Here is a 14449-nt window from a genome sequence, read left to right on the forward strand (position 1 = left end):
TTACTTTTTAGACAATGAAAAGGGTCTATTTTCCTGAGTAGTTCCCCAAGTCTTATTAGGTTGGTTACCCATTTCGAAATCCAACTTTCCACCCTTCATGACAGAAAAATGGTCTAAATAATTTTTATCATATTCAACTCCGTTAAATCGCAATTTTTGGATGTAATTATTCCCTGAAGAGGCACCTTTTGCATTGATGATTAACTTTTTCCCATTTTCAAAACTCAACGTAATTTTATCAAAATGTGGTCCTGAAATCACATATTGAGGCACAGACGGAGCCACAGGATAAAATCCTAAAGCAGAAAACACATACCAGGCCGACATTTGTCCGGCATCATCATTACCGCTTAATCCACCTACTTCATTACTGTACTCAGTTTTCATAATTTGATTGACCAATTCCTGTGTTTTCCAAGGTTGACCTGAATAGTTGTATAGAAATGGAATTTGGTGACCCGGCTCATTTCCATGCCAATATTGCTTAGCGGCATGGAAACGATCCAAGTTGGCATTAAAACCATTTTCTCCTCCCATTAAATTCATTAATCCTTTGATATCCTGCGGAACATACCAAGTGTATTGATAAGGCGTTCCTTCAGTTATATATGATTTTCTGATAAACTTGTCAAAATCTTTTGTAAAAGTCCCATCGGCAAAACGTCCTCTTACACAGGAATCGGCTACGCTATAGACATTTTGATAATTCAAAGCTCTTTTTTTCAATAATCGGGCATTCATAGTATCACCTTTTTTAGCTGCAATTTGCGAAAGCGCAAAATCATCAAAAGCATATTCTAAGGTTCTGGAAACCTGTTCTCCCTGATGAAAAGATTCTTTAACCTCATCTTCTAGCGGAATGTAACCGTATTTTAAATAGGAAGCTAAAGCCCGACGTCCTTTGCCATTTACATAATCAACATTTTCAGGCGTTTGAAAGGCATTTTGCAATAAATAGCTGTATTCTTTATCCGAAATTTCAATGTTATTTTTCATATAAGCATCGGCAATTGCTGCTACAGAATGATCCCCAATCATAGCCGAAGTATAACTGTTCCAACAAGGAAAAATTGGCATCCATCCACCTTGCTCAGCCATAGAAAACAGGCTGCGCATCATTTGACCGTTTACTTTTGGCGTTAACATATTAAACAATGGAAGCGAAGACCTGTAAATGTCCCACATCGAAAAATCAGTAAAATAATCTTCCTTACCACTATTCATTAATTGATTTCCTCCGTTAAAACTCACATAAGTTCCATCAACATCATTAAAGGTTCTTGGCTGCAAGTAACTATGATACATCGCTGTATAAAACTTTACTTTATCATCCTGATTATTACCTTCTACTTTTACTTTGGAAAGTAAGTTTTCCCAGGTATTTTTTAAATTATCTTTAGCTTTAGCAAAATCCAAACCTTTGGTTTCAGCTTCTAAATTTTTTCTGGCTTGTTCAATGCTGGTAAATGAAGTTCCGATTTTTGCTTCAATTGTTTCTCCTTTTTCTACATTAAAAGAAATATACCCTCCTATGTTTTCTAAATCCGAAATTTGTGTATTTCCTTCTAAGATTTTATCATTTTGATAAACACCAAATTTGCTTGAACTTTTACTCAATTTCACTACAAAATAGCCACTAAATCCTGCTTTATCGCCCCAGCCCTGATAAATTCGATGTACTGGATTGTAGCCCACAATTTCATTTTTATCGGCGTTTATTTGAATAAATCCTTCAGCTTCATCACTATTCGGATTCACAACAATATGTGCCTCACCTGAATTTTCAAATGTAAATTGGAACAAACCACAACGCTTAGTAGCCGTCATGTTTACATCAATTTTATAGTCAGCAAGCTTTACATTATAATTATACGGAGTGGTCTTTTCGGTATCATGTGAAAAATGAGAAGCTCTGTCTTCTGTTTGACATTTTAATTTACCGCTTACTGGCATTATAGTCATACTTCCATAATCCTGCACACAAGAACCACTTAGCCAATGACTGCCTCTAAAACCAGAAATCTTTTTGTCGGTATAGTAATATGGTGCAATACATTTGGTTTCTGTTCCTTTGGTTTGAGCTGTCCAATTGGTCATTCCAAAAGGAACCGTTACATAAGGTACTACCTGCGCATTATTCTCTTTTTCATCCTCACCGTGTTGTAAGGCACTTAGAGTTGTTGATGGTGCAGTTCCTATTAAAGGGTTGACAAAATCTACGTATCTGGCTCCTTTAGACTTCACAGAACAGGAAAAAACAAAAACTAAAGCAACTGGAATGGAACTATATTTTAATAAACGGGATAAATTCATATTTATCTGTTTGTGTTTTTTATAAAACGAATTAATTTAGGCTCTAAACTTAATTTTTGAAATTGAAATTGAATTTAAATCTGTTTTATGTTTTTTTGATTTTAATGTTAAAGATGTTTTTCGAGTGGAATAAAAACCACAATTTTCTATTAAAAAAATGAACACTAAAGTTTTCTAAACTTCTAAAAACAGTTGGATTTCTTTTCTAAAAAAAAATGCAACTATTGAAATAGTATCTTATTCAAACCAGGTTCACTTAATCGAAAAAATTGTAATTATTAAAAATTGAAAAAACACACTTTAAGAAAGAAAAGAGAAGAAGACAAAGCTTCTTCTCCTTTCATAGGTAAATAAATCACCAACCAACTTAACAATAAACAATCTTTAACTTAATTTGTATATTCAGGATTTTGTGTAATACTATTACCTGAATCATCAATTTCACCCTGTGGAATTGGTCTTAACAAATGATACGCTTTAAGAGCATTGTTAAACGCAACATGAGGATTATGAGCATAAACTCTCTCAAGCAACTTACCTGTTCGCTTTAAATCCATCCATCTATTCACTTCTCCGGTCAATTCTCTGGCTCTTTCATCTAAAATGAAATCGATAGTTACCTGTCCTGAAGTTACTGCAGTTGTTAAACCAGCTCTACTTCTCAAAGTGGTAAGGCGAGCAGCAGCAGTAGTAGCGTTTGATGCTTTTAAATAAGCTTCAGCCGCTATTAAGTACGCTTCACCACTTCTCATAATTACCATGTCTCTTTCTCCTAAAGATGGTTGATCTGGCTGTGTAAAAGCAACGGTAGGATCGTCAAACTTCTTGAAAATTGGATAATGCACAGGAGTAGTACCGTCACTTGTTAAATATTTATCAGGATTAATAACTTTATATGGTTTTGAAGCAATTTTAGAATCTGACCAAGCTACTTTTGGGAAATAAATTGCTGTATCTCCTACAGCCACGTTTACTGGATTTCCTGCAACAGTAGCCACAAAAGCTTTATCAGCATATAAAACTCTTTTAAATGTAGCGTCTGCTCTTTGATCATCGTCAGAAAATAGCGAATAATAAAATGGCGTTGGCATAGGTCCTAAGCCTTTTACAGTCCGAGATAAACCTGGATAATCGAAGAATGAAAACTTATACATCATATGTCTTGAATTCCCCCAACCACGTGTTGCAGCATTATTTCCAAATAAATAAGAAAAAATAACCTCTGAATTTCTTTGATTAGAGATACTTGTTAAAGAAGCAAATGATGAAACTAATGGATGATTGGCAATTACTGTATCTGCTAATGAAGCAGCTTGAGTAAAATCAGCTGTAGTACCAAAAGTTTTGTATCCTCTAGTCAATAACACTTTTGACAATAAATGTCTTACCGCATCTTTAGTTATTCTTCCAAAAACCGTTGTCGTTTCAGGAACTCCTGTCAATGCATCATTAAGATCACTCACAATTTGAGTATATACTTCCTCTTCAGAATTACGAACAAAATTTCTTTCGGCTGTTGTAATAGGTTTTAAAACTAATGGGACACCACCATAATTTTCAACTAAATTAAAATAAGACATAGCTCTAAAAAACTTAACCTCTCCTAATCCAGTATTTTTGGCAGTTTCAGAAAGTCCTGAAATTTTATCAGAATACTCTATAGCAACATTTGCTGCAGAAATAATACTATATTGATTTCCCCAATATACATCAACAGCCCAGTTTGTTGATGTAAAGTTTACATAATCATTAAGATCATTAGTACCTGAGACTACACCGCCTCTTGTAACGATATCAGTACCTAAATCTTCCAGAGCATAATATAAATCAGCAGTGTAACGAGTAGTTGTTTCTCTAGCTCTTAAGTATGCAGTTGCAACTAATTGATCAAATGTTTCTGTCTTAGACAATGCAGCATCTATCGTTATGGTCGACTTATTTTCTTCTTCCAAATAAGATTCACAACTAGAGCCTAGAATACCAACAGAAAGTAGGACTAGCCATAATTTTATATTTATATATTTCATTTTCTTAAATTTTAAATTTATACTCTAAAAGTTCAAATTGATTCCTGCCATGTAAGTACGAGACATAAAAGCAGCTCCCCAAGCATTTCTTCCAGCATTTTCTGGATCCCAACCATCATAGCTAGAAATAACAAACGGATTTTGTACCGTAGTGTATACTCTTAAACTACTAATTTTAAGTTTTTGTAACACTGTTTGTGGAATTGTATAACCAAGTGTTATATAACCAACCTTAGTAAATGATACGTTTTTATATTTTACTAAATGCCCATATTTTCCAGCATTACCTGGCTGATACATAGAATTAGATGCATTTTCAGGTGTCCAATAATCTACTTTTGCAGCGTTAAATAGTCTTGCAGGATCTCCATCCCAAGGAAAAATTGTATTATTATGGAAATTACTTGACATTGTTGCTCCCTGACTTGTATTAACTAAAAATGAAAAATCAAAATTTTTGTAATTCATGTTACTAACAATACTTCCTGTCCATTTTGGAGTAACTTGCCCAATAACTTGTCTGTCAGCGTCAGCAGTAATTAATCCATCACCATTAATATCTTTAACTTTAACCTGTCCTGGTGTTTGTCCAAAAGTAGCTGCTTCAGTAGCTTCATCTAATTGCCAAATACCATCAAATACATAATCATAGATAGCTCCAATAGGTGATCCAACTTTATGCACTAAATTATTACTTGATGCAGAATAATAAAGAACATCTAAACCTCCATAAAGCTTATCAATTGTATTTTTATTTGCAGCAAAATTAAAACTTGTAGTCCATTTTAAACGCCCATTATCAACATTGGTAGTATTTAAACCTACCTCTATTCCTTTATTTGTAGACTCTCCAATATTATCAAATGTTCCACCAAATCCAGTTGTTGATGGTAATCCTGTATAGAAAATAATACCTGTTATTTTTCTATTATAAACATCAATAGAACCTGTAACTTTATTATTTAAAACTCCAAAATCAAACCCAAGATTTACCTCTGATGTTTTCTCCCATGTAAGGTTTTTATTTGCCAAACCTGTTAAATAAGCCGTTGCAACAGATGTACCTCCAATATTTGTTGCCCCATTAGCAATTAATGACTGTGACGCTAATGGAGCTAAACCTCCACCTTGACCATTATTACCCGTTTGACCGTAGCTCAATCTAACCTTTGCATTACTAAAAATCTTTTGATTTTTCATGAAACCCTCATCTATTAATTTCCATCCAAAGGCAGCCGATGGGAAGAAAGCCCATTTATTTCCTGCTGCTAAAATTGAAGAACCATCATAACGCCCTGTAACTGTAAATAAATACTTATTATTTAAAGTATAATTCAATCTTCCAGTATAAGATTCCAATGTTTGTCTCACAAAATCACTTGTAACTTCAACGATATTTGTCCCAGCATCTAAGTTATAGAACGAGAAATCATCAGTTGTAAAATTTCTTACTTGATTATGATAAAATTCACTACGTTCCATAAATCTAGAAAAAACTGCAGTTGCATCTAGCGCATGAATTCCTTTTTCATACTTATAGTTCAAGATATTATCCCATGAATATGAAAAATAATTTGAATTATCGACAACAGCTCTTCTTAAAGCAGCTTGACCAACAACATCCTTAGAATACAATCCTCTGTATTCTCCATAACGTGAATATTTAATATTTGGTGAGAATTTAGTTGTAAGACTTAATCCTTCAAACGGTTTAATTTGTAATGCTATATCACCTAAATACTGTAGATATCTTGTTTCTTTAGTTTGATAATCTGACTCAAATAAAGGATTTGTAATTTGGGTTTCTTTAGCTGTTGGAAAGAATTTCAAAGAACCATCTTCATTATAAGGTCTACCAATTGGTTTTAATCTATAAGCACTTCTAAATGCCTCCCAGCTACCTGAATCATTAATAGCACTAGTAATGTAATTATTAAGACTAAAATTCAACCATTTAGTCAAATCACTTTTTATACTACCTCTAATATTATATCTATCAAAAGATTCTCCTTCAACTGTTCCTTCGTCTTTTGTGTAAGCCAAGCCAGCTGCATAAACCGTTTTCTCAGTTCCTCCACTTAAATTGAAAGTATGATTAGTTTGAAAACCTCTAACTAATAATAAATCAACCCAATCCGTATTAACACCATCTGCAATATTCTGTCTTTCTTCAGCATCTAAATAATCAGACAAAACAACATCATCTCTTCTGTAATTCAATTGATTGGCAGCAAATTTATTACCTACAACAACATCTTTAAGATATTCAACATACTCTGTAGCATTAAGCATTTCTGGCATATGATAAGCTTGCTTTACCCCTACATAATTTGAGTAATTCACTTTAAGCTCTCCGGTTTTACCACGTTTAGTTTCAATCAAAACTACCCCATTACTACCTCTGGAACCATAAATTGCAGTAGCCGAAGCATCTTTAAGAATGTCCATTCTACTAATATCTGCGGGATTCAAAAAGGAAATATCATCTAAGAAAATCCCATCCACGATAAATAATGGATTTTGCCCTGGTGTAAACCCTCCATTTGCATTTGCAGCTTGGGAAGAATTAATTGTACTAGCACCACGAATACGAATATTAAATCCACCACCACCAGGCTTATTATCAGTACGCTGAATAACAACACCCGCTGATTGACCTTGAAGTGCTGAAATCGCATCAACCTTATTTGCCTGTTCAATTTGTTTCGCACTAATAGTAGCTACAGAACCTGTTAAATCATTTTTCTTAACAGTACCGTAACCAATTACTACCACTTCGTCAAGTTGTGCACTATCTTCTTTCAAAGTAACATTTAGTGTAGCTCCTCCTTTATAAGGAACTTCTAAAGTTTTGTATCCTAAAAAAGAGAACACAATTACATCACCTGGTTTTGCACTAATTTTAAATTTCCCATCAAAATCTGTCGATACACCATCCTTTGTTCCTTTTACTAAAACATTAACTCCCGGAACTGAAAGTTTAGTTTGATCTGTTACCACACCAGATACCTGCGTTTTTTGCGCCCACGAATTAATTGAAAACGCTATCAGAAAAAATAACGCCAATAATTTGAATTTGGTTTTTTTCATTTTTAATTAGTATTAGTTAATAATATTATGGTAAAATTAACAGTTCAAAAGCTGTTCGAAATGGACAAATTCGTCAAAAACATATAAAATCCGACCAATTCAACCCTAAAAAAAGGGTGTTAAAAATGCATTTTACACTTTTTAAGCTGTATTTTTTTAAACTATCCTTAATAAACTCCTTAATTAACAGCGTTTCAGCATTATTAACTACCCTAACTCTATTAGCAAAGCTTTAAGTTAATTTTTCACTGCTTTTTTAACATTAAAAGTTAAAAACAAGGACATATTTTGCATTAAGCAGCAATAAAAAAAAGACTCCTAAACAAATCATGGACTTTATTTTAATTTTTTACCTCTCTATAACATTGTAAATTGCTTTTTAAAAACAAAAACTCCTGTATTAAAAAATTCAACCAACAAACAATCAATACATATTATTTAATTTACAAGATGGAAAATTAGTAGAATGAAAATTTTATCCATGTTTTTGAACCATATATCCATTTTAAAAAAAGCATAACTGCGTAATTTTGAATCATACTAATAATCACAGCGACAATGCTACCAAACAAATTATTATTTATTTAATTCATAAAATAAAACAAAGAACCAGATGAAAAATGCTAATGCTACCGACAAGTTCAATAATCCGATGCATCAAATTGACGATTGGGAAGAAAATTTAATCGAACGTTACCCTGACCCTGCTGTTGAGAAAAAAGAAAAAGAAGAATTCAGAAATTATGTTGACTCCGAAAGAGTAGAAACAGTAAGAGAATTTTACAGAATCAACCATACTTTTCAAACTTATGATTTTGTTTGTGAAAAGGAAAAAGAGTTTTTAAAATTTGACCGTAAAGAAATGTCACTATGGGAAGCTGTCGATTTCCTAAACACCTTAGTTGATGATAGTGATCCGGATATCGATTTAGATCAATTCCAACACTTACTTCAAACATCAGAGGCTATCCGTGCTGATGGTCACCCTGACTGGTTTGTACTTACCGGATTCCTTCATGATATTGGAAAAGTTTTATGTTTATTTGGAGAACCACAATGGGCTGTTGTAGGAGATACCTTCCCAGTAGGTTGTAAATTCTCGGATAAAATAGTTTATCCAGAGTTTTTTGAGGCCAATCCTGACAACACTAACGAAAAATACAACACAAAATATGGTGTATATTCACCAAATTGCGGATTAGATAAAGTAAAAATGAGCTGGGGTCATGACGAATATTTATACCAAATCATGAAAGATTATCTTCCTGAACCTGCTTTATATATGATTCGTTACCATTCTTTTTACTCACAACACAGAGAGAATGCTTATGCTCATTTAATGACAGAGCATGATATTGAAATGTTTGAATGGGTTAAAAAATTCAACCCTTACGATTTATACACTAAAGCTCCTGTTAAACCAGATTCTAAAGCTTTAAGACCTTATTACGAAGAATTAGTAGCCAAATATTTGCCTGCCAAATTAAAATTCTAATAAACACTATATAAACTAAATATCCATTTGAAATGTTGTACAGCTACTTAGGCTTTTTTGGTTTCACTCTGCTTGTAATACTGTACACAAGCTATAAACTCAGAAAAGATAATCTGGACACTTCAAATGGATATTTTTTTGCTGGCAAAAGTTTAACTGCTCCAGTTGTTGCTGGTTCTATGCTACTGACAAACATTTCGACAGAACATTTAATAGGAATGAATGGTAGCGCTTATAAAAATGGTATCATTGTGATTGCTTGGGAAATTACCTCTACCATCGCAATTGTCATTGCCGGGATTTATATCATTCCCCGGTTCATGAAAATGAAACTCACCACGATTCCTGAGTTTCTTGAAAAACGTTTTGATGCAAGCATACGTTCAGTTGTAGCAGTATTATTAATGAGTTCTTTTGTAGTTACCCTTTTACCAATTATCTTATATTCGGGTGCTATCAACATAGAAAATATATTTGATTTTTCAAGTGTATTTTCAATTTCTAAAAAGGAATCCTTAATTTATACGATACTGGCAATAGGAACATTAGGTTCTGCATACTATATTTTTGGAGGATTAAAAGCAATCGCTTTTTCAGACTCCCTAAACGGTATAGGAATGATATTAGGAGGTTTATTAATTCCCGTAATTGCTTTGTACCAAATTGGGGAAGGTAATATTTTTACAGGAGTAAGTAATATTTATCATTTTGCTCCAAAGAAGTTTGATATCATCGGTAGCGAAGACTCTATCCTACCTTTTTCAACACTCTTTACAGGCTTAATGATTAACCAAATCTATTTTTGGGGAATGAACCAAACAATAATCCAACGGGCATTAGGGGCTAAAAATTTAGAAGAAGCTCAAAAAGGCCTAATTATAACTGGAATTTTCAAATTATTGATGCCCCTTGTTATTGTGCTTCCTGGATTAATTGGCTTCTACTATTTTCAGGAAGACTATTACAATAAGCCCGACTTAATTTACCCTTTATTAGTCAAAAAAATACTCCCAAGTTACCTCTATGGCTTTTTTGCAGCAGTAATACTTGGCGCTGTTCTAAGTACATTTAACAGCATATTAAATTCGGCAAATACCATTTTTTGCATCGATATTTACAAAAAAACTTTCGACAAGAATGCAACCGATGAAAAACTGGCTCATATTGGTAAAATTGCTGCAGCAATACTTGCTGTTTTATCCATATCTGTTGCTCCTTTAATGGCATATGCTCCTTCAGGACTCTATTTCTTATTGCAGCAATTAAACGGAATCTTTTTCATTCCTATATCTTCTGTTTTAATCGCCGGATTATTTTTTAAACAAATCAATGCTGTAGGTGCTAAAGCAGGTCTATTTTTTGGACTAATTTTTTACATCTTAACCTCATTTATACTTAAGCTAAATATTCATTTTGTACATTTATGGGGAATCGAGTTTGTTTTAAACTTCCTAATCATGTTTTTGTTCTCAAAATATTACGCTAATGCAAAAACAGATGCTATTGTCACTGAAATAAAAACAACTGAAAATGAAAAACCTTGGTCAGGTATGAACTTGGCCGGAAGCATTTTAATATGCTTGACAATCTTAATTTACATCATACTATCTTAAATAAAAAACACAATGATAAAAAGCAGTATTGATAAAGCGACTGGATTTGAAAAACGATTTGAAAACATCAATACCGTAGTTTTCGAAAATTCAAAAACAGCTTCAATAGCCGTTGCACAAGAAATTGCAGCATTAATTCGACTAAAACAAGAACAAAACGAACAATGTGTTCTTGGTTTAGCTACAGGTTCATCACCAAAAGGTCTTTATGCTGAATTAGTTAGAATGCATAAAGAAGAAGGGCTTAGTTTTAAAAACGTAATCACTTTCAACCTTGACGAATATTACCCTATGGAACCTGATTCCATCAATAGTTATGTTCGTTTCATGAAAGAATTACTATTAGACCAAATTGACATTTTACCTGAAAATTACCATATCCCTGACGGTACTCTTTCTAAGGAGAAAATCCAAGAATATTGTGCACAATACGAAGAAAAAATAGAAGCCTTGGGCGGCATCGATTTACAAATACTTGGAATAGGTGGAAACGGACACATCGGATTTAACGAATCAGGTTCCCTGCAAAATTCTAAAACAAGACTAGTAGCACTAGATCATATTACAAGGGTTGCAGCCAGTAAAGATTTCTCAGGCTTAAACAACACACCTCGAACTGCCATTACTTTAGGTGTTAAAAAAATTATGGAAGCCAAAAGAGTTATTTTATTAGCTTGGGGAGAAGGAAAATCAAACATTGTAAAAGCTTCTGCTGAAGGCACAGTTACTAATCTTGTACCCGCATCTTTCTTACAGGAACATAATGATGCTGTTTTTGTATTGGATAAGGAAGCCGCTTCAAAACTTACCCGTATCAACAAACCTTGGCTAGTTGAAAAAATTGTCTGGACTGATAAACTAACTCGAAGAGCCGTTTTAGGAATGGCATTAGAATTAAAAAAACCAATTTTAAGACTTACTGATGCGGATTATATTGAAAACGGAATGAGCGATTTATTAGCTGATTTAGGTCCTGCTTACAACATTAACATTGAAATTTTCAACAAATTACAACATACAATCACCGGTTGGCCGGGAGGAAAACCTAATGCAGATGACAATAACCGACCAGAACGTGCAGAACCTATCAAGAAAAGAGTGTTGATTTTTAGTCCGCATCCGGATGATGACATCATCAGTATGGGGGGAACATTTATGCGCTTACAGGAACAGGGACACGAGGTTCATGTTGCCTATCAAACCTCAGGGAATATAGCTGTTGCCGATAGTGAGGCGGAACGTTTTGCTCATTTTGTATGCGATTACAATGAAAAATTTGGAATAAATAGTCCTGAAGCTGATTTGATTTACCAAAAAGCGCATAATTTTTTAATTCATAAAAAAAACAGTCAAATTGATATTCCTGAAGTAAGACATCTTAAAGGTTTAATTCGAAAAGGAGAAGCGCGAGCTACAGCTCATTTTGTTGGTCTTTCTGACGAACAAATACATTTTATGAACCTGCCTTTTTATGAAACCGGAACGATTGAAAAGAAACCATTAGGAAGTGCTGACATCCAACTTACGATGGATCTTATCGAAAAAATAAAACCTCACCAGATTTTTGCTGCAGGTGATCTAGCCGATCCTCATGGAACACATAAAGTTTGTTTAGATGCAATTTTCGAAGCCGTAAAAAATCTTAAAGAAAAGGATTTCATGAAAGATTGCTGGCTATGGCTGTATCGTGGAGCATGGCAGGAATGGGGAATTGACGAAATCGAAATGGCTGTTCCAATGAGTCCGGATCAGGTTTTAGCTAAAAGACATGGAATATTTAAGCACCAATCTCAAAAAGACGGTGTAGTATTTCAAGGAACTGACGCCAGAGAATTTTGGCAAAGAGCCGAAGACCGTAACAAAGAAACAGCTGAATTATACGACCAATTAGGTTTGTCTAATTACGCTGCTATGGAAGCCTTTGTTAGGTGGAAATTTTAATACCAAACCCTAATACTTTTTTAAATGAAGCTGTGGAAATTAACTCTAATTTTCCACAGCTTTTAAATTAAAACTAAATTCTAAACTAGAAATGAACTTATTTAATATTAAAAATAAAGTAGCCGTAATTACAGGCGGAACTGGGGTTTTAGGCAGTTCAATTGCAGAACATTTAGCTGAATCCGGTGCAAAAATTGTAATTATTGGCAGAAACCAAGAAACGATAAACGAATCGGTAAATAATCTAAAAAACAAGGGGCATGAGGCTATTGGAATCGCAGCCAATATACTTGACAAAGAATCATTAACAGAAGCAAAAGAAAAAATCCTTACTCAATATAAACGAATTGACATTTTATTAAATGCTGCTGGCGGTAATATGCCTGGCGCTACTATAAGTCCGGATCAAACTATCTTTGATTTATCCATGGATGCTTTTCAAACCGTTACTGATTTAAACCTAAACGGAACGGTACTTCCATCGATTGTTTTTGGTGAACAAATGGCGCTTCAAAAAGAAGGTATCATTATCAATTTCTCATCGATGACGGTAGAAAGAGCTGTAACCCGAGTTGTGGGCTACTCAGCGTCTAAAGCAGCCATGGAAAATTTCACTCGTTGGATGGCAGTAGAAATGGCAACAAAATTTAGCAGTAAAATTAGAGTAAATGCCATTGCTCCAGGTTTTTTTATTGGTAATCAAAATCGAAAATTATTAACTAACGAAGACGGAACCTATACCGAAAGAGGCCACAAAATCATCAGCAACACACCAATGCAACGATTTGGCGAGGCAGATGAATTAGCAGGAGCTATTCATTTTTTATGCAGTGATGCATCAAAATTCGTTACCGGAATTGTACTACCCATTGATGGTGGATTTAGTGCTTTTAGTGGTGTATAAAAACAAAAAACCTGTGAATAAAATTCACAGGTTTACAAACACTAAACTTATTATAAAACTAACTTAATATAAAAAAACAATTTTCTAACCAAAAAAATTATTCCTCTGAAACGATCGGTCTTTTATCAACTTCTACGGCAACATTCATTAAATAAGCCACACCACTTTCATTAATCATTGTCATATTAAGCGTATCTAACATTGCTAATTTTCTAGTAACTAAACCATTGAACTTATTATATGAAATGTTCATTTCTTTCAAATTGTTCAATTTTTCAATTGCTAAAGGAACTTGTCCTTGTAAATTATTCTCAAACAAACTAAGATTTGTCAATTCGGTCAAATTAGCTACATCATGACTCAAAGAACCACTTAATTTGTTACTGTTTAACAAAGCAGTTTTTAATGTTTTAATTTGATAAAATGAAGCTGGAATTTCACCTTCAATTTCATTATTAAAAATAGCCAAAGTTTCTAATTTTTGTAAATTCCCTAAATTTGATGGTAATTGACCATTAAATCTATTCATATACAATTCAAGCGTTTTTAAATTACTCAAATTACATACTGAGGCAGGAATTGCTCCAGATAAACTATTGAAAGATAAATCTAAAACTGTCAAAGCTGACAAATTCCCTAAACTTACCGGAATACCACCTGATAGATGATTTTTATGCAAATTTAAAACTTCTAAACTTTTCAAGTCTCCTAGCTCTGCTGGTATTTGACCATCCAAATTATTATCCTGTAAATCTAAAGCCACTACTTTATCATTCACAACTTTTACTCCTGTCCAAGTCGCTACCGGTTTTGAAAGATCCCATTGAGCTTTCCATTGGGCACCATTGGTAGCTTGATATAATTTTACAAGGATTTCTTTGTCAGCAAGTGTCACATTTGCAATCATTGAAAATGAAGACAAAAGAATTAGTAATGAAGTAATGATATTTTTCATAATTCCTTTTTTTTATTTAACAAGATTAAAAGTAATACAAAAGTCGATTAAAAACACAAAAAAATCGATGAAATACACTTTTTATTGTGTTTTTGTAATTTTTTCTTACAC

General features: G+C 33.4%; 8 protein-coding genes. 4 read left to right on the plus strand and 4 right to left on the minus strand.

Annotation, left to right across the window (positions count from 1 at the left end; translation table 11 throughout):
- The 3 genes from AAEO59_RS02040 to AAEO59_RS02050 form a co-directional block, all read right to left on the minus strand.
- The gene (locus AAEO59_RS02040; RefSeq protein WP_341699079.1) at positions 1 to 2313 is read right to left on the minus strand and encodes a GH92 family glycosyl hydrolase; all 2313 of its coding nucleotides are present in this window, start codon (positions 2311 to 2313) and stop codon (positions 1 to 3) included.
- Between the two features lie 389 nt (positions 2314 to 2702).
- Positions 2703 to 4340 (minus strand): RagB/SusD family nutrient uptake outer membrane protein, encoded by a 1638-nt coding sequence (locus AAEO59_RS02045; RefSeq protein WP_341699080.1) that lies wholly within the window; start codon positions 4338 to 4340, stop codon positions 2703 to 2705.
- Between the two features lie 24 nt (positions 4341 to 4364).
- Positions 4365 to 7430, minus strand: a complete 3066-nt coding sequence (locus AAEO59_RS02050) for a SusC/RagA family TonB-linked outer membrane protein (RefSeq protein ID WP_341699081.1) — start codon at positions 7428 to 7430, stop codon at positions 4365 to 4367.
- Positions 7431 to 8043: 613 nt separating this feature from the next.
- On the opposite strand from AAEO59_RS02050, the gene AAEO59_RS02055 reads away from it, so the two are divergent.
- The 4 genes from AAEO59_RS02055 to AAEO59_RS02070 all read left to right on the plus strand — a co-directional run bounded on the left by AAEO59_RS02055 (position 8044) and on the right by AAEO59_RS02070 (position 13383).
- Entirely contained in the window at positions 8044 to 8925 is an 882-nt protein-coding gene (locus AAEO59_RS02055; protein WP_341699082.1) for an inositol oxygenase family protein, read from the plus strand.
- A gap of 32 nt (positions 8926 to 8957) precedes the next feature.
- The gene (locus AAEO59_RS02060; RefSeq protein ID WP_341699083.1) at positions 8958 to 10538 is read left to right on the plus strand and encodes a solute:sodium symporter family transporter; all 1581 of its coding nucleotides are present in this window, start codon (positions 8958 to 8960) and stop codon (positions 10536 to 10538) included.
- Between the two features lie 12 nt (positions 10539 to 10550).
- Positions 10551 to 12479 (plus strand): glucosamine-6-phosphate deaminase, encoded by a 1929-nt coding sequence (nagB, locus tag AAEO59_RS02065; RefSeq protein ID WP_341699084.1) that lies wholly within the window; start codon positions 10551 to 10553, stop codon positions 12477 to 12479.
- 91 nt (positions 12480 to 12570) lie between these two features.
- Positions 12571 to 13383 (plus strand): SDR family oxidoreductase, encoded by an 813-nt coding sequence (locus AAEO59_RS02070; RefSeq protein ID WP_341699085.1) that lies wholly within the window; start codon positions 12571 to 12573, stop codon positions 13381 to 13383.
- Positions 13384 to 13480: 97 nt separating this feature from the next.
- Here AAEO59_RS02070 and AAEO59_RS02075 read toward each other — a convergent pair whose 3' ends face one another.
- Positions 13481 to 14338: a leucine-rich repeat domain-containing protein gene (locus AAEO59_RS02075; protein ID WP_341699086.1), complete on the minus strand. Its 858-nt coding sequence runs from the start codon at positions 14336 to 14338 to the stop codon at positions 13481 to 13483.
- Positions 14339 to 14449: the final 111 nt, after the last annotated feature.

Origin of the sequence: Flavobacterium flavipallidum, from assembly GCF_038289905.1 — a bacterium.
GTDB classification, from domain to species: domain Bacteria; phylum Bacteroidota; class Bacteroidia; order Flavobacteriales; family Flavobacteriaceae; genus Flavobacterium; species Flavobacterium flavipallidum.

Coding starts and splice junctions, on each gene's coding strand:
- AAEO59_RS02040 (WP_341699079.1), bottom strand. CDS start 2,313: ATGAATTTATCCCGTTTATTAAAATATAGTTCCATTCCAGTTGCTTTA.
- AAEO59_RS02045 (WP_341699080.1), bottom strand. CDS start 4,340: ATGAAATATATAAATATAAAATTATGGCTAGTCCTACTTTCTGTTGGT.
- AAEO59_RS02050 (WP_341699081.1), bottom strand. CDS start 7,430: ATGAAAAAAACCAAATTCAAATTATTGGCGTTATTTTTTCTGATAGCG.
- AAEO59_RS02055 (WP_341699082.1), top strand. CDS start 8,044: ATGAAAAATGCTAATGCTACCGACAAGTTCAATAATCCGATGCATCAA.
- AAEO59_RS02060 (WP_341699083.1), top strand. CDS start 8,958: ATGTTGTACAGCTACTTAGGCTTTTTTGGTTTCACTCTGCTTGTAATA.
- nagB (WP_341699084.1), top strand. CDS start 10,551: ATGATAAAAAGCAGTATTGATAAAGCGACTGGATTTGAAAAACGATTT.
- AAEO59_RS02070 (WP_341699085.1), top strand. CDS start 12,571: ATGAACTTATTTAATATTAAAAATAAAGTAGCCGTAATTACAGGCGGA.
- AAEO59_RS02075 (WP_341699086.1), bottom strand. CDS start 14,338: ATGAAAAATATCATTACTTCATTACTAATTCTTTTGTCTTCATTTTCA.